This window comes from Polynucleobacter sp. AM-7D1 (assembly GCF_018688455.1).
In the GTDB taxonomy this organism is placed as follows: Bacteria; Pseudomonadota; Gammaproteobacteria; order Burkholderiales; family Burkholderiaceae; genus Polynucleobacter.
Genome location: NZ_CP061319.1, coordinates 1,186,745 through 1,209,424 on the forward strand (window position 1 = coordinate 1,186,745; position 22,680 = coordinate 1,209,424).

General features: G+C 46.9%; 23 protein-coding genes. 6 read left to right on the plus strand and 17 right to left on the minus strand.

The genetic code is table 11. The features are described from left to right. Window positions 1-48: 48 nt before the first annotated feature. Complete coding sequence (locus tag GQ359_RS06255) at window positions 49-552, minus strand: YqaA family protein (protein WP_215386004.1); 504 nt, start codon at window positions 550-552, stop codon at window positions 49-51. Between the two features lie 180 nt (window positions 553-732). Between GQ359_RS06255 and GQ359_RS06260 the strand changes: the two genes are divergently transcribed. After that, window positions 733-1,902 carry an acyl-CoA dehydrogenase family protein gene (locus GQ359_RS06260; protein WP_215386006.1) on the plus strand — a complete coding sequence of 390 codons (1,170 nt, stop codon included), beginning with the start codon at window positions 733-735 and terminating at the stop codon, window positions 1,900-1,902. A gap of 45 nt (window positions 1,903-1,947) precedes the next feature. Continuing rightward, window positions 1,948-3,132, plus strand: coding sequence for a CaiB/BaiF CoA-transferase family protein (locus tag GQ359_RS06265; RefSeq protein WP_215386008.1), 1,185 nt, complete (start codon window positions 1,948-1,950; stop codon window positions 3,130-3,132). Here GQ359_RS06265 and cls read toward each other — a convergent pair. Genes cls through GQ359_RS06280 form a run of 3 tightly spaced genes read right to left on the minus strand, consistent with a single transcriptional unit; the run spans window position 3,129 to window position 5,553 of the window. Further along, window positions 3,129-4,604, minus strand: a complete 1,476-nt coding sequence (cls, locus tag GQ359_RS06270) for a cardiolipin synthase (RefSeq protein ID WP_215386010.1) — start codon at window positions 4,602-4,604, stop codon at window positions 3,129-3,131. The two genes, GQ359_RS06265 and cls, sit on opposite strands and share 4 nt — an antisense overlap. Then, on the minus strand, window positions 4,601-5,353 hold the full coding sequence (locus tag GQ359_RS06275) for an endonuclease/exonuclease/phosphatase family protein (RefSeq protein WP_215386012.1): 753 nt from the start codon (window positions 5,351-5,353) through the stop codon (window positions 4,601-4,603). Before GQ359_RS06275 ends, cls begins: the two co-directional genes overlap by 4 nt. Continuing rightward, entirely contained in the window at window positions 5,353-5,553 is a 201-nt protein-coding gene (locus tag GQ359_RS06280; protein ID WP_215301164.1) for a hypothetical protein, read from the minus strand. Before GQ359_RS06280 ends, GQ359_RS06275 begins: the two co-directional genes overlap by 1 nt. A gap of 66 nt (window positions 5,554-5,619) precedes the next feature. Between GQ359_RS06280 and GQ359_RS06285 the strand changes: the two genes are divergently transcribed. Next, entirely contained in the window at window positions 5,620-6,315 is a 696-nt protein-coding gene (locus GQ359_RS06285) for an ABC transporter permease (RefSeq protein ID WP_215386014.1), read from the plus strand. After that, on the plus strand, window positions 6,308-7,018 hold the full coding sequence (locus tag GQ359_RS06290) for an ATP-binding cassette domain-containing protein (protein ID WP_215386016.1): 711 nt from the start codon (window positions 6,308-6,310) through the stop codon (window positions 7,016-7,018). The genes GQ359_RS06285 and GQ359_RS06290 overlap by 8 nt, the downstream gene beginning before the upstream one ends. Here GQ359_RS06290 and GQ359_RS06295 read toward each other — a convergent pair whose 3' ends face one another. The 12 genes from GQ359_RS06295 to GQ359_RS06350 form a co-directional block, all read right to left on the minus strand. After that, the gene (locus GQ359_RS06295) at window positions 7,019-7,279 is read right to left on the minus strand and encodes a hypothetical protein (RefSeq protein ID WP_215386018.1); all 261 of its coding nucleotides are present in this window, start codon (window positions 7,277-7,279) and stop codon (window positions 7,019-7,021) included. A 10-nt stretch (window positions 7,280-7,289) separates the two neighbouring features. Further along, entirely contained in the window at window positions 7,290-8,345 is a 1,056-nt protein-coding gene (locus GQ359_RS06300; RefSeq protein ID WP_215386020.1) for a formate dehydrogenase subunit gamma, read from the minus strand. 47 nt (window positions 8,346-8,392) lie between these two features. Continuing rightward, window positions 8,393-8,629 carry a hypothetical protein gene (locus GQ359_RS06305; RefSeq protein ID WP_215386022.1) on the minus strand — a complete coding sequence of 79 codons (237 nt, stop codon included), beginning with the start codon at window positions 8,627-8,629 and terminating at the stop codon, window positions 8,393-8,395. Then, window positions 8,626-9,285 carry a formate dehydrogenase FDH3 subunit beta gene (gene fdh3B, locus GQ359_RS06310; RefSeq protein ID WP_215386024.1) on the minus strand — a complete coding sequence of 220 codons (660 nt, stop codon included), beginning with the start codon at window positions 9,283-9,285 and terminating at the stop codon, window positions 8,626-8,628. Before fdh3B ends, GQ359_RS06305 begins: the two co-directional genes overlap by 4 nt. 27 nt (window positions 9,286-9,312) lie before the next feature. Then, window positions 9,313-12,297 carry a formate dehydrogenase subunit alpha gene (locus GQ359_RS06315; protein WP_215386025.1) on the minus strand — a complete coding sequence of 995 codons (2,985 nt, stop codon included), beginning with the start codon at window positions 12,295-12,297 and terminating at the stop codon, window positions 9,313-9,315. A 62-nt stretch (window positions 12,298-12,359) separates the two neighbouring features. Continuing rightward, entirely contained in the window at window positions 12,360-12,581 is a 222-nt protein-coding gene (locus GQ359_RS06320) for a formate dehydrogenase (RefSeq protein ID WP_215386027.1), read from the minus strand. Between the two features lie 115 nt (window positions 12,582-12,696). Next, window positions 12,697-13,341 (minus strand): molecular chaperone, encoded by a 645-nt coding sequence (locus GQ359_RS06325; RefSeq protein ID WP_215386029.1) that lies wholly within the window; start codon window positions 13,339-13,341, stop codon window positions 12,697-12,699. Continuing rightward, window positions 13,338-15,428 carry a 4Fe-4S dicluster domain-containing protein gene (locus GQ359_RS06330; protein ID WP_215386031.1) on the minus strand — a complete coding sequence of 697 codons (2,091 nt, stop codon included), beginning with the start codon at window positions 15,426-15,428 and terminating at the stop codon, window positions 13,338-13,340. The genes GQ359_RS06325 and GQ359_RS06330 overlap by 4 nt, the downstream gene beginning before the upstream one ends. 10 nt (window positions 15,429-15,438) lie before the next feature. Further along, on the minus strand, window positions 15,439-15,999 hold the full coding sequence (locus GQ359_RS06335; RefSeq protein ID WP_215386033.1) for a DUF3306 domain-containing protein: 561 nt from the start codon (window positions 15,997-15,999) through the stop codon (window positions 15,439-15,441). Next, on the minus strand, window positions 15,999-16,538 hold the full coding sequence (locus tag GQ359_RS06340) for a DUF3305 domain-containing protein (RefSeq protein ID WP_215386035.1): 540 nt from the start codon (window positions 16,536-16,538) through the stop codon (window positions 15,999-16,001). Before GQ359_RS06340 ends, GQ359_RS06335 begins: the two co-directional genes overlap by 1 nt. Before the next feature lie 6 nt (window positions 16,539-16,544). Continuing rightward, entirely contained in the window at window positions 16,545-17,633 is a 1,089-nt protein-coding gene (gene apbC, locus GQ359_RS06345; protein ID WP_215386037.1) for an iron-sulfur cluster carrier protein ApbC, read from the minus strand. 127 nt (window positions 17,634-17,760) lie between these two features. After that, on the minus strand, window positions 17,761-17,955 hold the full coding sequence (locus GQ359_RS06350) for a heavy-metal-associated domain-containing protein (protein ID WP_215386039.1): 195 nt from the start codon (window positions 17,953-17,955) through the stop codon (window positions 17,761-17,763). Window positions 17,956-18,028: 73 nt separating this feature from the next. On the opposite strand from GQ359_RS06350, the gene GQ359_RS06355 reads away from it, so the two are divergent. Next, entirely contained in the window at window positions 18,029-20,326 is a 2,298-nt protein-coding gene (locus GQ359_RS06355; RefSeq protein ID WP_215386041.1) for a cation-translocating P-type ATPase, read from the plus strand. Here the strand turns inward: GQ359_RS06355 and GQ359_RS06360 are convergent. Then, window positions 20,319-21,125, minus strand: a complete 807-nt coding sequence (locus GQ359_RS06360; RefSeq protein WP_215386043.1) for a DUF3047 domain-containing protein — start codon at window positions 21,123-21,125, stop codon at window positions 20,319-20,321. The two genes, GQ359_RS06355 and GQ359_RS06360, sit on opposite strands and share 8 nt — an antisense overlap. A 47-nt stretch (window positions 21,126-21,172) precedes the next feature. Between GQ359_RS06360 and GQ359_RS06365 the strand changes: the two genes are divergently transcribed. Further along, window positions 21,173-22,669, plus strand: a complete 1,497-nt coding sequence (locus tag GQ359_RS06365; RefSeq protein ID WP_215386045.1) for a glycosyltransferase family 39 protein — start codon at window positions 21,173-21,175, stop codon at window positions 22,667-22,669. The last annotated feature ends 11 nt before the right edge of the window (window positions 22,670-22,680 follow it).

The window sequence follows — 22,680 nt, forward strand, 5'->3', positions numbered from 1 at the left end:
GCCCTCTAGAGAAATTGACAATAAGAACATAGGATACAACGGAAGAAATTAGATCAGATGCAGCCAGTGGCCCAACTGGTGCCAAAAGCTGGTAGGTACTAAAGTTAAAAGCCAGGTCATCGTAAGATAACGCAGCAACTTGCCGATACACATATAGATTAAACATGGTAACCAAGGCAATCTAAGCCAACCAGCAGCCAAACAAAGAGGGTCACCAAACCCAGGCAGCCAGGACAGCAGAAGCATCTTAGGACCCCGCTCCTCCAACCAGCGCTGCATTCGGTTGTTTGAAGGGCCCTTCAAGGACTCAAAGCTATTACGACTCAATAGCCCAAGCCACCAATCCAGCATACCCCCCAGGGTGTTACCAATTGTGGCAACAATAATGGCAACCCAATATAAGTGCGGATTAACCGAAACATATCCAAACAAGATGGGCTCAGAACCTACAGGCAATAAAGTTGCAGAAATAAAGGCGCTAATAAATACCGCTGGCAAACCAACTGATGGCATACCAAAGAAATCAAAGAACTGACCTAGCATTTGCTCCATTAGGCAAGCGCTCCAGGTCGGATGGAAATCAAGGATTTGGTCATGCCCCAAGTATGCCCCAAGCACCATCACACTCCATAATCAAGCAGGTAAGGGGTAAGATTTTGGGTCGCCCACAATCCTGAATTCTTGCTTAAACTGTGAGGATTCATAAATTTCATAATTTTTATAGATAGCTAAATGAACCACCCCATACCCAAGCCAGATCAATATCAAGACATGCGTGAAGCCTTGCGCGACCTTTGCGGCAGTTTTGACTCCGCCTACTGGCAAAAAGTAGATCATGAGCGCGCCTACCCCGAAGCATTTGTCGATGCCATGGCGCAAGCGGGCTGGTTGGCCGCCCTCATTCCGGAAGAGTATGGTGGCTCCGGCCTAGGTTTGGCAGAAGCCTCCGTAATCATGGAAGAAATTAATTTATCAGGCGGTAATGCGGGTTCATGTCATGGCCAGATGTACAACATGGGCACCTTATTGCGCCACGGCTCAGATGTTCAAAAGAAGCTCTTCCTCCCTAAGATTGCTACCGGAGAATTGCGCCTACAAAGTATGGCTGTGACCGAACCGACTACAGGTACCGATACCACCAAACTCAAAACTACCGCCGTTAAAAAGGGTGATAAGTATGTAGTGAATGGCCAGAAGGTTTGGATCTCCCGGATTCAGCATTCTGATTTAATGATTCTTTTAGCGCGCACTACTCCGCTTGCAGAGGTAAAGAAAAAATCAGAAGGCATGTCCATCTTTATCGTCAATCTCAAGGATGCGATTGGCAAAGGCATGGAGATTCAACCCATTGCCAATATGGTGAACCATGAAACGAATGAAGTCTTCTTTGATAACTTGGAAATTCCCGCCGAGAATTTAATTGGTGAAGAAGGCCAAGGATTTAAATATATTCTTGACGGCCTCAATGCGGAGCGTGTCCTCATTGCTGCCGAGTGCATTGGAGATGCCTATTGGTTTGTAGATAAGGCTCGTCGCTACGCAAATGAACGCGTGGTATTTGATCGACCTATTGGCAAGAACCAAGGCATTCAGTTTCCGATCGCAGATTCTTATATCGAGACAGAAGCTGCCAATCTCATGCGCTTTAAAGCGTGTGAATTATTTGATGCTAAACAAGCCTGCGGTGCCGAATCTAATATGGCCAAGTACTTAGCCGCCAAAGCCTCTTGGGAAGCTGCCAACGTTTGTCTGCAAACTCATGGTGGATTTGGCTTTGCCAATGAATACGATGTTGAGCGTAAATTCAGAGAGACGCGCCTCTACCAAGTAGCGCCAATTTCGACCAACTTAATTTATTCCTATATTGCTGAGCATGTTTTAGGACTCCCCCGCTCTTTCTAATTCTGTAGACCTTTTAATTAATTTAGTTTTTGGATAAGTAATTACATGAGCATTCGCCCTCTAGACGGCATCACTGTGGTTTCTTTGGAGCATGCCATTGCTGCTCCGTTTTGCACTCGCCAATTAGCTGACTTAGGTGCACGCGTCATTAAGGTTGAGCGACCAGGTGCCGGAGACTTTGCCCGCGCCTATGATGAGCGAGTCAATGGCATGTCATCTCATTTCACTTGGGTAAATCGCTCTAAAGAAAGCCTCACACTCGATCTCAAACAGGAGTCTGCATTAGCAGCACTAAAGACGCTGCTCAAGACAGCAGATGTACTGGTGCAGAACTTAGCCCCTGGTGCCGCAGCACGTATGGGATTGACCGCAGAACTATTGCAAAAAGACAATCCCGGCCTAATTTTGTGCGACATCTCAGGCTATGGAAATAATGGGCCTTATCGTGACAAGAAAGCCTATGACTTACTCATTCAGAGTGAGGCTGGATTCTTGTCGGTTACGGGTACGCCAGAGACGCCCAGTAAGGCAGGCAACTCCATTGCTGACATTGCAGCAGGTATGTATGCCTACACTAATATTTTGGCCGCACTACTTCAAAGAGGTAAGACTGGTAAGGGTTCTTGTATTGACGTTTCTATGCTGGAGTCTTTAGGTGAATGGATGAGCTACCCACTCTATTACGCCTATGAGGGAGCTGCACCCCCTCCTCGTAATGGCGCATCCCATGCCACGATTTATCCCTATGGGCCATTTAAGGCGGGAGACGGTGGCACTGTGATGTTGGGCCTGCAAAATGATCGTGAGTGGGTTTTATTCTGTGAAGTCGTACTTGAGAATCAAGCACTAGCTAAAGATGAGCGCTTTGATAAAAACTTCAAGCGCAACGAAAAGCGAGATGAACTCCTCTCTATTATTGATGCTTGTTTTAGCAAACTGACTACCCAGCAAGTGATTGCAAAGCTAGATCAAGCGCAAATCGCTAATGCTCGCCTAAATGATATGCAGGGTTTATGGAATCACGATCAACTCAAAGCAAGAGATCGCTGGGTTCAAGTAGGATCACCTGTAGGCCCTATTCCAGCAATGCTACCCCCGGGCAGCAATAACAGTTTTGATTACCGCATGGATGCGATACCTGCAGTAGGTCAACATACAGAAGCCATCCTCTCTGAGCTTGGTATTGCTGCTGATGAGATTGCAAAGATGCGGAGTCAGGGCTCCATTTAAAGCAAGGGTGATGTCAGATGAGCCGCATTCTCCAGCAGAATATGCCAATGCGGTCTCTTAGCCCAAGTTACTGGATTGACCATATCTGATTTAGCCAAATAAGACTCAATCAAGGTTTCGAGCTTTGCGCAAAACTCGTCGTTATAGACGATTAAACTAATTTCAAAATTGAGACGCAAGCTACGCTGATCAAAGTTCACTGAACCAAAAATTGCAACTCGCTTGTCTATTAACAGGCTCTTCGTATGCAATAGGCCGCCATGGAACTCAGCGATGTTCACACCAGCACTCATGAGATCAGAATAGAAGCTGCGACTGCTCCAAGCGACCAGTGTGGAATCATTTAATTTAGGAACAATCAGAGTCACTTTCACACCACGACCAGCAGCTGCCATCAGCGCCTGAATCAAACCATCGTCAGGACCAAAGTAAGGTGTAGTGATGGTCAGCTCTTCACGAGCATCCATGATTGCTGAGAGCAATACCTGGTACAAGATATCGTCACGGTATACCGGGCCAGAAGAAAACTCTTGAGCCAATACCTTCCCTTCAAGTGGGCTGGCAGCTGGTACTACATTGCTGAAGTGCTTAATCTTAGGGTTATCAACACTCCAGTCAAACGAGAATGTCAGCTCAAACTGAGATGCTACAGGCCCCTCAATTCTGACCATCGCATCTACCCACTCACCTACGCCCGAGTCCTGCTTGAATGTGCGCGGATCCACCATATTCATACTGCCAGTCCAAACAATGGTGTTATCGATCACAAATATCTTACGATGCAGTCTTAAATCAGCGCGTCGAAATTGAAATCGACCAACTTGAATCGGTAAGGCCTCAGTTACTTGAATACCAGCATTTCTGAAGCGCTTAGGCCAAGTCGATTTAAACCAGTCTTTACTACCCAAAGAATCCAATAGCACTTTACAAGTCACACCGCGCTTAGCTGCAGCGATTAAAGCCTCGCCAACACGATCCGCATCACCACCTAAAGCCCATATATAGAATTCCAAATGCAATGTGTTCTTGGCCTGATTAATCTCGTCAATAAAGTACTGCAAGATTTCTAGAGAATTCGTAAAGAGTTCAATCTGATTGCCAGCGATTACTGGCGAACCATTTTTAGCCTCCGCCAAGAGACTCAGAGCCCTGCCTTCAGTTGGGAGTAGTTGTTTATCAGCCTGATAGCGCTTACGCATCGCTTCGGTAATGGCAGCGTACTCTTTATCCATACGAATAATTTTTCGAGTGAGTTTTCGACCAACGGGACGCTCACCAATGAGGATATATAAGCTAATACCAATTAAGGGGAATAGAACCACAATCAGAAACCAGGCTAGTACAACACCAACCGGTCTTCTCACTGAGATTAATCTAAATCCAAATAGAATCACAATCAGGATGTGCGCGATTGGGACCCAAATAAAGGATTCGCCAAAAAGGGATCCTAGTAAAAAATTAATGATGTTCATATGATCTCAAGTTCTGCTGCAATGCCTAAGTGATCGGATAGTTTCAACCATTCATGCATCACTTCCGCAGAATGGATTTTTAAGCCCCGTACATAAATTCGATCCATCGCTAGCATAGGCTTCACACTAGGAAAGGTTTTTGCAGGGGCGCCAGTAAGCACCTCAAATACTTCATTAAAACCGGCGGCTTGCATCGGTGCACTCACGCGGTTGCGCCAATCGTTAAAGTCACCAGCCACAATAGTTGGGCCGCCATTCGCCAGTGAATCAATGTAACGAATAATTTCATTTAACTGTCGTTCTCGTCCGCCTTCGAATAAGGCCAGGTGTACACAAAAACAATGGATCGGCGTGGCCACACCCTCTAAATGAGTAACGCTGTGTAGCAAACCACGTCTCTCAAATCGATAAGCGGAGATATCGTAGTTTTCACCCTTATGCAATTGCCCTTTAGAAAGAATCGCGTTGCCATGATGCCCATCTGGATATTCGACGTTTTTACCGTAATGCCAATCATGCCAAAAGTCTTCGGATAAAAAATGGGTGAGCTCCGTTAAAGGCCATTGACCAAATCTTCTGAGTCGCCCACGATGCTCCTGCTGGAGCTCTTGCAGAAAAAGCAAATCGGGATGATGGCTACGCATTTTTTGGCGTAGCTCGTAAATGGTGGATTTCCGGTGCAAGGGTGATAGCCCCTTATGCACATTCATAGTCATCACGCTAAAACGACCCAACTGTAATTGCGTCATCAAAACTGTCCTGCAGCACGCTGTCGTCGCACGCGTGCCAAATAGATTTCACCCTCAACTAAATCTTGGCATTGCATACATTTATTGCAAATAGAAGCTTGCTCGCGCAACTCATCAATCGAGTCGATTGGATGGGTATCAAGATATTCTCGAAGATCGACATCGAGCACCTCATTGCAGAGGCAAATCACTTCAGCCATGAGTTAAAAAAGGGGAAATTGTTTGCATTTATGCCATTTTGCCATCCCCTTGCTAGAATCAAGCCCATGTTAATGACCTTTCAGGATGCATTTAAGCTACTCGCGCATTTAGATGCCGGGGTTGTGGGCATAGTACTGATCTCGCTACAGGTTAGCCTAAGTGCATTACTGCTCGGCACTTTACTTGGTCTACCTATCGGCGCCTTACTGGCTACGGAAGAATTCAGAGGCAAAAAGGCTATTACAGTCACCCTAAATACGCTCATGGGCGTCCCAACAGTCATTGTTGGCGTTGTGGTCTACCTTCTACTCTCGCGTTCTGGGCCTTTAGGGGTATGGGGGTGGCTATTTACACCCAAGGGCATGATCCTGGCCCAAACACTGCTCACAACGCCTCTAATTGCTGCTCTAAGCCGGCAAATTCTCGAAGACTCTTGGAGAATCCATCGGGATTCCTTCATGGCACTTCGCCTACCCAGAATGTCCACCCTGAAATGGCTGATCTGGGACTGCCGTTTTTCACTGACGATTGCCGTCCTGGCTGGGCTGGCTAGAGCCATATCTGAGGTTGGGGCTGTCATGATCGTAGGCGGGAACATTGATCAATCTACTAGAACCATGACCACTGCAATTGCTCTTGAAACCAGCAAGGGTGACCTGCCATTGGCACTTGCCCTAGGGATTGTTTTGCTGGGTATTGTTCTACTGGCAAACCTCTTTACATTTGTAGTTCGCCAAATTGCGGAGCGACGCTATGGTTAATCCCTCCGAACAATTTCAGCAATACATCGAGCTACAGGACATCATCGTCAAAAGTGATGGTCGGACCATATTGGATATCCCTCATGCGCTCATTCCTGCCGATCGAATTTGCGCCTGCATTGGACCTAACGGCGCCGGAAAAACAACCTTCCTCAAGTTAATTGATGGTTTGATCAAACCAGACTCAGGCACCATCAGTCACTCAAGAAGATCCATCAAATCATCCCTGGTATTGCACCATACGCCAATGATTAAGGCCTCCGCTAGAACCAATATTGCGATGGTTCAAGACTCCGATCCCTCCATTCAATCGAGTGATATAGATGCAGTCATGGAGCAGATCGGATTAGGCCGTCTTGCCAATAGCCCCGCTCACAAACTCTCGGCAGGGGAAAGACAAAAGCTCTGCTTAGGTCGAGCCATATTGCAAAGACCCAATTTGGTGTTACTGGATGAACCTACCGCTAATCTAGATCCCAATACTACAGAGCAAGTAGAAGAAATCATCCGCCAATTTAAGCTTCAAGTATCAGATGTCATCTTTACCTCTCACCAGCTGGCACAAGTACAAAGACTGGCCGAGTACATCATCTTCATTGATCATGGTCAGATAAAGGAAAAAGGACCCGTAGGTCCTTTCTTTGCCGATCCTCAGACACAAGCAGCTAAACGCTACTTACATCAAGAGTTGCTCTTCGACTAATTACTTTGCGGCAGCTACCGGTGCCACGAATGGCGGGGGAGCTACACAGGCTGCTGGCGCTGGAGTACCAGACACCCTGTATTTATCAGCTACCTTATTCTGCGACTGGCAAAGCTGAAATGCGCCAACTTTTCCGGCATAAGCCGTTTTAGCCTTCTTCAGATCAGCTTCCGCCTGAGCTTCAGGCGACAGTGGAGGTAAGGCTGCAAAAGCAATAGCGCTAGCAAATGAGCAGAGTGTGAAAGCAATGATTTTTTTCATGGCCATGTCCTTATTTATTAACTTTGTCATACCAGAGCTCATGGTGCTCTTTAGCCCAAGTAGCATCAACATAGCCAGTCTTCATGCCGTCGATTGAGCCCTGCATACCAATCGTACCGATGTAGATGTGACCCATTGCCATTGCTGTCATCAAGATAGCCGCAGAGCTATGAATGATGTTGGCCAGCTGCATAGTACCGCGCAAGTATTGAATGTCCATGAATGGCACGATCATATCGAGCACGAATCCTGAAGCAGAAATAATCAAGCCAAGGAAAACCATACCAAACCAGAACCAGAACTTCTCACCAAAGTTAAAGAAACCAGCTGGAATATGCTTACCAGAGAAGAGTCCACCGAAAGACATCAACCAGGCCATGTCCCCTTCTCCAAAGACGTTCTTACGAACAAAGAGGAAGAAGAAAATCACAATACTTAAAGTAAAGAGTGGTCCAACGAAGTTATGGATATTCTTGCAAACCATCAAGAAAGAACCATAGGCAGCACCGCCCATCAATGGCATTGCAAAGTACTTACCATACAAAATTAATAGGCCAGTCAACGCAAGAGCAATAAAGCTAGATGCCATAGTCCAGTGGGTCAGACGATCAAAACCGCTAAAGCGTTTGATCTTCACGCCTGATAAAGGCTCATGTAACTTGATCGAACCCTTGAGCGTATACATCGCAATCACACCAAAGAACGCAAGAGCAAGAAGCCAGCCACCATAAACAGTGATTACGCCGTTACGAATCAGGCGCCATTGCTGACCAGCGCGTTGAATTAAAACGCTCGACTCTTTGTCTGGAATGCTGACGTAGTTGTAAGGGGCGCTATTGGCTGAATCCCAGATAGAACCCTCTTTAGGAGCGGTATTCGCAGGCTGAGATTGAGCTTGAGTTCCATCGGGAATCGCATTGAGATTCTTAGGAAAATCAATTCCGCTTGGCGATGGCAAAGGTTGCATTGGCGCACGATCGGCCAGAGCAACCCCGCTTAACAAACTCAGTGAAACGCCCAGAGCCAAGACCCAGGAGCGACTAACACTTGAAAATGATCGATTCATACAAATATCCTTAAACGTTTTCGTTTTATTTATTGTTGTTTAACTGATCACTTAGCGCGTGAATACTCAGATTGCTTCTGATTGCGCTTGTTAATCGCCTCCGTCCAACTAGCTTGATTACCCGGAGTCCAGCCCTTTGTCATGAATCCATTGTCAGCACCCATATAAGGGGCAACATCAGGACGCTTGGCAGCTTTCGCTGCAATTTCTGGAGGCTCTGAACATGCCGCCAACAAAGTACCAGCAGCCAAACATAAGCCGAGAGTTTTGAAATTTAATTTCATGACTTTGCTCCTGGAATTTTGTCAGCAGGTGTTGGCTTCGGTGCAGGTGATCCTGATGGACCATAAGCAGTAGACCAACCGAAGATATCGTTACTTGGATAGCGGCCGTTTGCCTCACGAATCGAGACACGTTTGGCGTAGATTGAAGAAATCACTTCGTCATCGCCACCAATCAAAGCCTTGGTTGAACACATCTCAGCACATAAAGGTAATTTGCCTTCAGCCAAGCGGTTACGACCATACTTCTCAAATTCGGCAACACTACCGTTGGCTTCTGGACCACCGCTACAGAAAGTGCACTTGTCCATTTTGCTGCGGGAGCCAAAGGCACCCTGACTCAAGAACTGAGGCGCACCAAATGGGCAGGCGAAAGAGCAATAGCCACAACCGATACAGATATCTTTGTCATGCAACACCACACCCTCGTCGGTGCGATAGAAGCAATCTACTGGGCAAACTGCCATACAAGGCGCATCTGAGCAGTGCATACAAGCAACTGAAACAGACTTTTCTTGACCAACAATGCCGTCATTTACCGTAACAACTCGGCGACGATTGATACCCCAAGGCACTTCGTTATCGTTTTTACAAGCTGTGACACAGCCGTTGCACTCAATGCAACGCTCTGTATCGCAGATAAATTTCATTCTTGCCATGATGTTCTCCTGACTTTATTTTTTAACTTAGGCAAATTTTTCGATTTGGCACATAGTGGTTTTGGTTTCTTGCATCATCGTTACCTGGTCATAGCCATAGGTTGTTGCAGTATTAACCGCTTCACCTAGGACTACTGGGGCAGCGCCCTCTGGGTAATATTTGCGCAAGTCATTGCCCTGCCACCAGCCTGCAAAGTGGAATGGTACGAATGCGGTGCCTTGATCGACGCGCGGAGTTACCAATGCGCGCACCTTGATCTTGGCGCCGGTTGGTGACTTCACCCATACGTAATCCCAGTTCTTAATACCGCGAACTTCTGCAGCCTTAGGATTGATCTCGACAAAGTTCTCTTGTTGCAACTCTGCCAACCATGGGTTGGAACGAGTCTCGTCTCCTCCACCTTCGTACTCAACCAAACGACCAGAGGTCAAAATGATTGGGAACTTTTCGTAGAGCTTCTCATTCAAGTTCTTATCCTGAACTGTTTTGAAAAGGGTTGGCAAGCGCCAGAAATTCTTCTTATCGGCAGAAGTTGGGTACTTGCGCATCATTGGCTCGTTAGTACTGTAGAGAGCTTCACGATGCACTGGAATCGCATCAGGGAAGTTCCACACGACTGCACGTGCTTTTGCATTACCAAATGGATGACAACCGTTCTTCATGACAACGCGTTGAATACCGCCAGATAAGTCGGTCTTCCAGTTCTTACCTTCAGCCGCTTTTTGCTCATCCTCGGTCAACTGACTCCACCAGCCCAGTTTCTTCATGAAGACATGGTCAAACTCTGGGTATCCAGTTTTAATCGCTGAACCCTTAGAGTAAGAGCCATCTTCGGCCAACAAATTCTTACCGTCTTTTTCAACACCAAAGTTTGCACGGAAATTACCGCCGCCTTCCATGACGCTCTTGCTGGTGTCATAGAGGTTTGGTGAGCCAGGATGCTTGATAGCCGCAGTTCCGTAGCAAGGCCAAGGCAAGCCATAGTAATCGCCTGTTGTGTCGTAGCCAGTTACTGGATCAACACCACCGCGTGACTTCAATGTCTTAGGATCAAATACGCCAGCCATTCTCATGTGAGCCTTCAAGCGCTCAGGAGTTTGGCCGGTGTAACCAATCGTCCAAACACCACGATTAATTTCTCTCAAGATGGATTCAATTTCAGGCTCTCTCCACTGCTTGCCTGCAAACTTCGAGCTCAACATCTTGTAATTAACTGACAATTCTTGACCAAAACCAAGGCGGTCGGCCAAGGCTTGCATGATCACGTGATCAGGAACGGACTCAAACAACGGATCAATGACCTTCTCACGCCACTGCAGCGAACGATTGGATGCTGTAGCAGAACCAGTTGTTTCGAACTGAGTAGTAGCTGGCAATAAATACACGTTGCGATTCTTATTCACAGCATCGCCCTCTGCAGGAGGCATTGCTGCCATTGCCGCAGTTGCACTTGGATATGGATCAACTACCACCAACAAATCCAACTTGTCCATCGCGCGCTTCATATCGAGACCGCGAGTTTGTGAGTTTGGTGCATGACCCCAGAAGAACAAACCTTTGACGCTGGTTTGCTGATCAATCATGTCATTCTTCTCGAGCACCGCATCCACCCAACGAGAAACCGTTGTACCGGATTTCTCCATCATGTCTGGAGCGTAGCGACCCTTAATCCAATCGTAGTCCACACCCCATACAGTCGCATAGTGCTTCCATGAACCAGCAGCAAGACCGTAGTAGCCAGGCAATGAATCTGGGTTAGGACCAACGTCAGTTGCACCTTGAACGTTATCGTGACCACGGAAAATGTTTGCACCACCACCGGACTTACCGATGTTGCCCAAAGCTAATTGCAAAATGCAAGACGCACGAACCATCGCATTACCAATGGTGTGCTGTGTTTGACCCATACACCAGACCAAAGTGCTTGGACGATTCTTCGCCATAGTTTCAGCAACTTTGTACATCTGCGCTTCTGGAACTCCACAAGCTTCTTCTACATTCTTTGGAGTCCACTTTTCCATAACTTCTTTGCGGATCTCATCCATACCGTATACACGGTCATTGATGTACTTCTTATCTTCCCAACCATTGTTGAAGATGTGATACAGAACACCAAACAAGAATGGGATATCAGTACCTGAACGAATACGAACATACTGATCAGACTTCGCTGCAGTACGGGTGTAGCGTGGGTCGACTACGATGACCTTGCAACCATTTTCTTTTGCATGCAACAAGCTAAGCATGGATACTGGGTGCGCTTCTGCAGCGTTTGAACCAATATACAAAGCAGCCTTGGCATTCATCATGTCGTTATAGCTATTGGTCATCGCACCATAGCCCCAGGTGTTTGCAACACCGGCAACTGTTGTGGAGTGACAAATACGTGCTTGATGGTCTGTGTTGTTGGTTCCAAAGAAAGAAACCCACTTACGCAATAAATAAGACTGTTCGTTGTTATGCTTTGAAGAGCCAATGAAGAACAATGAATCTGGGCTGTACTTGCTACGCAAATCTTTCATCTGCGCAGAGATTTCGGTCAAAGCCTGATCCCAAGAAATTCTTTGGTATTTACCGTCAACCAACTTCATTGGGTAGCGTAGACGGAAATCCCCGTGTCCATGCTCACGCAAAGATGCGCCCTTCGCACAGTAAGCACCCAAGTTAATTGGGGAATCAAATGCAGAGTCTTGACGAACCCAAACACCATTCTCAACAGTAGCGTCAGTTGCGCAACCTACTGAACAGTGCGTACAAATCGTTCTCTTAACTTCGATCTTGCCCTTGCCGTCCAGCATTGCTTTGCTTTGCTCAGCAGATGCCTTCTGCACCAAAGTTAATTGGCTTGCTGCAATACCGGCACCAACACCGACACCGGAGCGCTTGAGGAAGGTACGACGATCCATCGTTGGCACTGCGGACTGAAGTCCACGTGACAAGCTACCGATGAGGCGTGATGCAGGCGTGGCACGGCTGCTTTGTGGGGTATTGGATTTACGAGTCAGACTCATATGTTGTCCCTGAAAAATATTTTTATTTAATTATTTGGAAACGACTTCATTAGCAACTAGATTTAAAGCATCGTGGTTTCGTAATACTTACGAATGTGCGCAGACAACTGATAGCCGTCATCCTTGCCCTTAACTGTGCTGCCGATTTCTTGAATCACTGCCTTACCGATTGAGGTTTGCGAAGCAACAGCAACAGCGCCAACTGTGGCACCTGCTCCGATAAAAAACTTTCTGCGTGAAGGTTTATTTTCTTCATTTACTGCAGTTGCGGATTTGGTAGTCATCGCATGCTCCTAGTTAGTGCAAATTTGATATAGATCAAGTGTAATTGGTAATTGTATTTTTTGCATATTTAGAATTAATTTATTTCTAGGGGTTTTCCTCTTGTGCAATGCAACATCAAATCATGTCAAAACTTTGGCCTTCGATTGCAAGAAACTCCCGCGTTAATGCAGCAACTGGATGGTATAGATGCATGTCTGGAATGTTTTCTATTGCATCGCACAATTCGTCATACCAAGGACGAATGTGTTCATTGAAGAAAGCACGTTGATTAGTCAGGTTCGATATTTCGACATCATCACCCGCTATGAGGTAGCGCATGACTTCACACAAGGCGGATAAGTGATCCTCTGTCTCTGTAACTTCTTCGGCAGATACCAGGCCAAAACTATCTAAAGATCGACGAATATCAACTAAGGGCTTTTCATTTAAGTGCCCCGCCATATAAAAAGAGCCATTCAAAATGACGTTGGGACGACCAACGCTAATGAAATTACGATCAAATTCCTCATGCCAAGCTTTGGCTTGGTTATTTTTGGCAACCTCCACCACGCTATCCCAGACCTTAGCGAGCGGCGCATCATCAACCCGACTCTCCTGACCATCCGGAATCGAGGCAGCAATTTGATCCAATAACTCTTGATCAGGCGGTTGATGAAAGAGTCTGGCAATCAAGCCATACAAATCAGATCTGGCCAAATCCTCTGGCAAGCCCACATCACCCACCTCAGTTGAGGCACCCTCTTTTATCCGCTCGCTCATAACTCTTTCTTCACCATATCGACAACACGACAATCACCACACATCTTGAGTCTATCTAGCCCAGCTCCTGCAAAAGCGCCATGAGCCCCCAACTTCACCAACATGAGATCCACCATCTTGGCGGTTCCAAAGACCTTGCCACAGCTGATGCAATGAAAGGGCTTGGTCTCGTTTAGCTCTACTCTTTGCTTGCGCTCCTCCACAGTCTGTAAACGGGGAGCTAAAGACAGCGCTTGTTCTGGGCAAGTTTGAACGCAAATGCCGCATTGAACACATTGCTTTTCTATAAAAGAAAGCTTGGGTTCATCTAAGTTATCTAGCAAGGCTCCCTCAGGGCAACTGCCCACGCATGACATGCAAAGCGTGCAGGCATCCTTATTGATATTGATGCCACCCAAGAAGGAAGCTTTTGGTAAAGCAGCTCCACCAGCAGGAAGTGGTGTTTTAGCTTGCTTTTGCAAATGCTCCAAAACCATTTCAATAGTTTCACGCTTCTGATTACCCAAACCAAAACTGGCTGGAGAACATATTGCTGGCAGAGAACCGCGTTGACGCAGCTTGCCCATTGCAGCAGATACAGGCTGCAGATCATCAGCAGAGCTAATCTGTATCAGCGAGAATCTAGCGTCAAATCCATAAGCAGCCAAAATTGCATTTCCCAAATCGGTTTGGGTTTCTAGTGCGGCACGATAAGCTGGGTCTTCATCACCCGTGAGTAGCAGAATGACTTCAGCAAAACCATAGCTAAGCGCACCAAGCCATAGATCTAAACCAGTGGAGGCGATATGCTCAACTCCGTAAGGCAATACATAAGATGGCAATGCCTCAAATTGCTTTGGTCTTAAATGCGCTAAGCGTCCAAGAGAATCTAAAGCTTGAGTTCCTACCTTGAGCGAATGCAACAGTAAAGCAGGTGCTTGCGATTGTTTTATCTTAGCGCTCTCAGCAGCAAACACATTAGCAAGCGTTTTAATCTCTTTGCCTTGATGGGTCACACTTGGATAGTTGTAGCGCATCGCACCCGATGGACATACGGTTGAGCAAGCACCACAACCCATACATAAATTCGGATTGACTTCTACCGTGCCCTGCCCGCTTTTGAATAAAGAGGAGATGGCGCCTGTTGAACACACATCGATACAAGCGCTGCAACCTACTTTGCCGTTGCGCCCGTGAGCGCAAATCTTTTCGTTATAAGCAAAGTATTTAGGTTTCTCAAACTCACCAACTAAACCTAATAATTCGTTTGCCACCAAGGCTTGCTCAAGCGGATCTTTTCCAGGGGCAAAGTAGCCTTGTGGAGTTTGACTCATGCGCATCTGAGGATCAGCGCGTAGATCCATAATCAAATCAAATTCAGCATTACGTTGACGCTCTGCGCGATCAAAATTAATGGCACCAATACCAGCGCAGGCTGTGACGCAAGCGCGATGGGATTTGCATTTATCTAGATCAATCTGAAACGAATCATCAATTGCACCTTCGGGACAAACCTCAACACAAGCTCCACAGCGTGTACACATTTCTGGATCGATTGGGTTTTGCAAATTCCAGTCGACTGAAAATTTACCTAAATATCCATCCAGCTTAATTACTTCACCGGTATAGATCGGGAAATTTCTTGCAAGGGGCAATGTGCCCGGCTCTGTACAGAGAACCGAGACATCAAGAGAATCACTCAGCTTTTCAGCCCAAGGCAAAGCCTGATCACCAGAGCCAACAATCAACAGGCGACCTTGGCTTTCATAGTTGACGACCGGCACTGGTTCTGCTTCAGGCATCTCTGCCAGAGCAAGCAATGCAGCGATCTTCGGTGTAGAAGATTTAGCTTCTTGAGTCCACCCAGCTACTTCACGAATATTGACAAAGCGTAATGGAGCTACTAAAGGCTTTGTAGATTGCTCAGCAAGCTCACCAAATAAAGCACGCTCCTGAGTACAGGCAATGACGATAGCATCGCTACCATCGAATGCTTTAATGACTGAGCCAATCTCCTGTCTACATAAGGAGGTGTGCATGGTAAGACCCAAAGCCTTGCCATCCAAGGGCATGGTTCCATTGCAATTACAAACTAATTTTTGACTCATTGATTTCTTCTTAACTGGTTTTCTTATCCACGGGTAATGGGTCTTTATCCCCCACTTCCTGAATAGGTAATGTTGTGGATGTTAAATCAGTCTGAGGCGCTAGGGGTAAAGCCTGCTCTTCCGGTTTGGAGACCTTGTCATCGGCAGCTTGTGTAACCGGGGCCTCATCATCACTATCTTTACGGAAAATGTTGAGCATGTCAGATTGCACCATGCGCTTGAGCATTTCGAGGGGGATGGGGTCGGGCTTGGAATAATCATCAATATAAATATCCAAACCATCCATCACATTGAAATGCGGGTCCGAGAACATCTTTTTCATCGCTGCTTGCTGAACTGCAGGATCCACATCCGGCTTCATAAAAGAAGAGAAGTCAGGAGCAAAACGATCGATCTTCTCTACATCGTCCAAAGTAGCTGATGGGAGAGCTTCTTTGGTATCAGCAGAATCTTGCTGTGCTTCAGGAGGATTTGTTAATTCTTGTTTGGATTGATCGGCTGATTTTTTCTCAAGCTCGACTTCCTCCCCAGACTTAAGGCGCGACCAGCGATTGAGAAATCCCCCAGCCATTAGTCCTCCGCCCCACGATTGGCGCCTTTGAATGATTCAGGACGATGGCGCTTCTTAGGTTCAGGGCGGTAATGCTCATTCACATACTCTTGCAACCAAGAAGCATGCTCTGAAGATAAGGGAATGTTATCGACTGACTCGCCACCATCCAATAGTCGACCTGCTTCGTTATAACTCACGCTAATACGGTGCGGAACAGCGATGGTTGCTTCCGATTTGGCTAACTCGAGGGACTGAGCATCAATGTAGCGCTCAATATCTTCTTCCAGGCGCCACATCACAAACCAACAAGGCTGGGGGGCCGAGAGATTGAGGTAGTAACCTTCAGCCTCATCTGGAAACAGATTGAGCTCATACCCGGTAAATAGCCAAGACTCACCTTGATCATCGCGCCCTAAGAACTGCCCAACAATTTTTCCCTCATCGGCAGTTGCATTATTAAATTGCCCAAAATCTGGCAACACCTCCCGAGGCTCCCAACGATAGGAAATCCAGGGGTTATCAACGAATTGCTTACGCATGAGAACTGCAAAACGCATAAGGCCTCAGGTGTTTTGAACAACGATGTTAGGAAATTTACTGCTCATATCTTTTGAAAGCGCCGCTACTTTAATGGCAACTCGTCTAGCAATCGTCTTATAGATTGCACTGATAGCACCATCCGGATCGGCCACTACAGTTGGACGACCTGCATCAGCCTGTTCACGAATCGATAAATTGAGAGGTAAGTCACCCAAGAAATCAACGCCGTATTCTTTGCACATTTTTTGGCCGCCACCGGTACCAAACACATGCTCCTCATGACCACAGCTTGGGCAAACATAAGTACTCATGTTTTCGATGATGCCCACAATAGGAACACCCACCTTCTCAAACATCTTCAAGCCCTTACGCGCATCTAGTAATGCAATGTCTTGTGGAGTAGTCACAATAACTGCGCCAGTAACAGGCACCTTCTGCGCAAGCGTTAACTGAATATCCCCCGTACCTGGTGGCATATCCACAACCAGGTAATCAAGATCACGCCAACGTGTCTGACGAAGCAATTGCTCAAGAGCTGAAGTTACCATTGGACCGCGCCACACCATAGGTGCATCATCATCGATTAAAAATCCAATCGAGCTCGCTTGCAGGCCGTGGCCTTCCATTGGCTCCATCGTATTTTCTTCAATAGAAGTGGGTCTGCCAGTAATACCGAGCATCATCGGTTGACTCGGACCGTAAATGTCCGCATCCAACATGCCAACTTGCGCACCTTCCGCAGCCAAGGCTAAAGCTAGATTCACTGCCGTGGTGGATTTTCCTACTCCACCTTTACCGCTGGCTACAGCAATAATATTTTTTACATTAGGTAGTAACTTCACTCCACGCTGAACAGAATGTGCCACGATTTGACTGCTGACATTAACGCTGACATTCTTGACATCAGGTAATTCACGCAGAACAGTAATGACAGATTTGCGGATCGAATCGAACTGACTTTTGGCTGGATATCCGAGAACGATATCTAGACTGATATCGCCACCATCAACTTTTAGATTTTTGACACTCTTTGCTGATACAAAATCAATTTGTGTATTTGGGTCAACCAGACCTTTTAATGCTGCTTGCACAGCCTCTACAGTAAGCGCCACCGACTTCTCCTAAGATAAACATTCCCACAAGGGGATCTCAATAGGGTTTATTGAGATGTATTACAAATAATGGAATAGTGGGTAGATTAACCGCACATGCAAAAAATTGCTAAAGCCGGGCTAATCTCTATTGTGAAACTGGAAATCCGGCATCTGTTATGAGCTCAGCAGCTAGCTCGGGGGTGAGGGTTGTTTCAAGCGTCACTATCTGTGTCGCCAAGTCTGCTTGAACCTGTGCCTGAGGGTCTTGAGCTTGCACAGCTCTAGTTACAGCATTAATACAGCCGCCGCATGTCATACCTGAAACCTTGAGCGCAAACATAACTACCCCTTAAAAACTGTCAAAATACGGTTGTTGATGGCCTTTTTTCACCTTACGGTAGATTATCTTCTACATGCACTCCACAGAAACGAGTAATTCAGAGTTTTATACCCTCGATATAGGTGGGATGACCTGCGCCTCTTGCGTCAGTCGTGTAGAGAAGGCTTTGGACAAGATTCCTGGGGTTGAGGCGGCTACCGTCAATTTAGCGACTGAGCAGGCCCGGGTTCGGGTAAAACGCGGCTCCTCCACCCTCGAAGACATCATCACACTTGTTAAAAAAACAGGTTATGAGGCTAAAGAAAGTTCTCCACAAGGAAATTTAGACAAGAGCACCAGCAAGTCCTTTTGGGCTGACGATGGCTTAGGCCGGGTGATTCTGAGCTTCCTGCTTTCCGCCCCACTCTTCTTGCCTATGTTCTTCATGCCTTTTGGCATTCACTGGTCTTTATCGGGCTGGTGGCAGCTAGCTCTGGCCACACCAGTGCAGTTCATTCTAGGCTGGCGCTTCTACGTGGCAGGCTATAAATCTTTGATGGCTGGTGCCGGCAATATGGACTTACTGGTTGCTTTAGGCACCAGTGCTGCCTATGGACTTAGCCTGTACCTCTTACTCACCTCAAACCACACACATGAACTCTACTTTGAGGGATCTGCGGTCATTATTTGCATGGTCTTATTAGGTAAATGGCTAGAGTCACGCGCCAAGCAACAAACTAGTGAAGCGATACGCGCCCTACAAAAACTCTGGCCTGAGCATGCGAAAGTGTTAAACGCGGATGTTGAGCTCCGAGGCAATACAGGTGTAGGCGAAGATCAACGCCGTGACTTACCCCTTGATCAAGTGCTACCAGGGGATCGGATATTAATACTTCCCGGTGAACGCATCCCAGTAGATGGCGTGATTATTTCTGGGTCTAGCCATGTCGATGAATCTCTACTCACTGGTGAAAGCAAGCCCGTTAAGAAATTAGTCGGATCGAAGGTCATTGGTGGCGCCTTAAATGGTGAAGGCGTACTGATAGTAAGTGCTCAAACAGTTGGTGTTGAAAGCGTGCTCTCGCAAATTATTAATTTAGTAGAGGAAGCGCAAACACAAAAAGCACCTATTCAAAAGTTAGTTGATCAGGTAAGCGCTATCTTTGTACCCACCGTGATTGTTCTTGCGCTGATTACCGGTATTGGGAACTGGCTCTACTTTGACTCCGTATCGATCGCAATCTTGCGGGCTGTCGCTGTTCTTGTAATTGCCTGCCCTTGCGCACTTGGACTTGCTACTCCAGCTGCGATCATGGCCGGCACTGGTATCGCCGCACGCTTTGGCATTTTGATTAAGGATCCTCAAGTTTTGGAGCTGGCGCACAAACTCAATATCGTCGCCTTTGATAAGACTGGGACACTCACTATTGGTAAGCCACGCATGCTAGCCCTGCTCCCTTTTGATCAATCATCTGCCGATACTGAGCTCATTCTCGCTACAGCCGCAGGCTTGCAGTTAGGAAGTGAACATCCTTTGGCTAAAGCACTGATAGATGCGTCCAAAGAAAAAGGTGTCACACCGATTGCTACTTCATCGAGCAAGGGTTTGCCTGGTATTGGGATTGAAGGCGTACCAAGCTCCGGTCCTTTTGTAGGTGAAACGCTTCGCCTACAAAGCGTAGCCTCACTTGAAGGAAGTCTGCAACACGATATCGTTTTGCAAAAGGCTCAGGCCTGTTTTGAGCAAGGTCAAACCGTTTCCGTCTTGATGAGTGTGAGTAGTCAGGATGAGCAAGCGTCAAAGCCAATTGCAGTGATTGCTTTTGGGGATGAGCTCAAGCCCAGTGCGAAATCAGCAGTCGCTGCACTTCATGCGTTGCATATTCAGACGGTGATGCTCTCTGGTGATAACTTGGCAGCCGCAAACCGCGTAGGCAAGACTATTGGTATTGATGAAGTGTTTGCCCAAATCATGCCAAGTAATAAAGCAGACATCATTCGAAATCTGCAGAACAGTATTAAAGGTAAAAAACATTTCGTGGCGATGGTTGGTGATGGCGTGAATGATGCCCCAGCATTAGCTATGGCAGATGTGGGTATGGCGATGTCCACTGGAACTGATGTCGCAATGCAGGCAGCTGGAATTACTCTCATGCGCGGAGACCCAACACTAGTAGCAGCTGCGATTGATATCTCTAAAAAAACTTGGGACAAGATTCGTCAAAATTTATTTTGGGCATTTGCATTTAATACGATTGGTATACCGATGGCAGCTTTGGGTTATTTATCACCCATGCTGGCTGGTAGTGCGATGGCGCTCTCCAGTTTCTGCGTCTTGAGTAACGCCCTACTGCTCAAGCGTTGGCGCCCTATGCAGTCTAAAGTTATTTAAGATTCTTGCGAACCAATTCAATATCACCGTAGAGGGCACGGGTTTCTGACTTGGTGTTATCGGTATCAGTCAGAAGTGCAATCCCAATGACATTACCTGGTGCCTCACCATAGGCTAACTTGTAGTCTGCAGCTAAATCACGCTCGTGCTTACGCCATTCACCCAAGTTATTCATACCTGAGTCAACCACAATCATCTTCACGCGAGAAGTATGAGCGTTATTCAAAACCGTATTGACTGGATTCTTACCCGACCAGACATACATCACTGTGGCGTATGGCATCTCTTGCCCACTAATCAAGCTAGCCATCTCAAAGGTGAGCTTTTCTTTTAAGGGAAGCTTGGATTTATTACCATCAAAGGCTACCAAAATGCGAAGTGGTGCATCATCCTGTTGGCTCTCTGCGTTGTCTGCATTCGGTATAGCAGCTACCGCCTTCCACTCCCACTGCAACCATAAATTTTGAGCTGAGCGCGGGCGAAGTTTTACAGCAAGACCGGATGCTGATGTTTTAGAGTTAGCAGCAAGCACCGTGCGACCTTGATAATTCTCCAACCGGTAAATCGTGTTCTTTTTATAAGGTGCTATGCGATAAAAATGCCACCCATCTGGCATGCCATTTCTGGGTCTATCCGCAGAAAATTTCGGCAAATCTTCTTGGGCTGGCAACTGATCTACGTTAAATGCTTGACCCGCCTCATTCTCAATAGAATTCCCAGTGAAGCCTGCACAGCCAAGCAAAGAGATGGCTATAGCAGTCAACAGCAGCAGGGATCGAAAGCCGGTTTTTGTAAACATCCCTAGAATTGTCCCAAAGAATGGGGTGCTAAGTCTAAAATTGCCTGATGCGCCATGAATCCCCCTCAAGCTGGGCCGCTATCAGCATCTGTATTGCTGCGGCGCTGCACTTTGCCCTTGGCTTCTCGATTGAGTTCTCTGTTGATGAAGCGCATTACGCTTTATATGCAAAACATCTTGCCTGGAGTTACTTTGATCATCCGCCATTAGTTGGCTGGATCCAGTGGCCACTAGTGGCTCTGACTTCATCTGAGGGGATCATTCGCCTCATTCCGGAATTGCTTTGGGTCCTTTCTGCTTTCTTGGTATATCAGGTAACTATTGAAATTCATCACCTCATGCAAGGACGTAATGCGGGTTACCTAACCACCGCCCTACCTTCAGCCAATCTATGTGGATTGATGGCTGTGTTAACAATCATTGCAGCGCCACTACCTCATGTTTTAGCAATCGGTCTTTTGCCTGACACCTTGCTCGCACCCTTAAGTCTGGGTTTAATGTTGATGGCTTTGCGCTGGATCCAAAATGATTGCTTCACTGTTTCTGACTGGATTATTACTGGCTTGCTACTGGGCCTAGCAGGTCTGAGCAAATACACCGCCGCATTTACTGCATTTGCCCTGCTCTTTGTTTTCTTGGCCTTACCAAAGAAACCTTGGATTACTAAAGCAGGTTTTTGGATAGCGGCAGCAATTGCCTTAATTGTGATTAGCCCAGTTCTGTATTGGAACTGGATCAATGATTGGATCTCGTTCAAGTACCAAATTGCCCATGGTAGTGGTGGCACTTGGGCATGGCGTAGAGTTGGCGCTTTCATTGGTATTCAGATTGCCTGCTTTGGGCCGCTATTACTTTTAGGCAGCTATACATATATTAAGCACTGCCTTCACTCCCACAAGCTCCTTATCTTTGCTTTGCTGAGCTTTTTCATGATCCCTTTCATGATTTTTGCTTCACTTTCTGGGGGCGGCAGTCTCCCCCACTGGACTACACCTGCCTGGTTTTGTCTAGCGCCATTTGCTGGTATTGGTCTAGCCAAGGCATGGGCCATGCAACATCGCATGGCAATCCGCATCTTGTTTGTTGGGCAACTACTCATTTGCTTAATAGGCTTTGGTTACGTTCTATCGGGAGGCATGAATACGGCAGCCCTCAAGTCCAATCCAATTGCTGACCTCTACGGATGGAAGATTGCAGGCAAAAAAGCGGCTCAATTGGTAGAAGCGACTAAAGCAAACGGTATTGCAGTACAAAACTGGACATTGGGTAGTCGCGCCGCTTGGTATGCGCAACCAGTACCAGTCTTTGTATTGGACCAGCGTCAGGATCAGTTTGACCTCTGGTTTGGGCAATTACGAGCTGGTGCGAACGTCTTACTAATCAATTGGTCCGGCATGACTTTTAAGCAGCCTGTTGGCGGAAATCCCGGCTTTGAGCTCTGCGAACCTCTGGACAGCCTAGAAATCATCCGGTTTGGGCAGGTTTTATCCAAATTTGACTACAGTCTTTGCCGCAACTGGCAGGATGCCGGTACAGCGCGTTAATTCCCCAAATT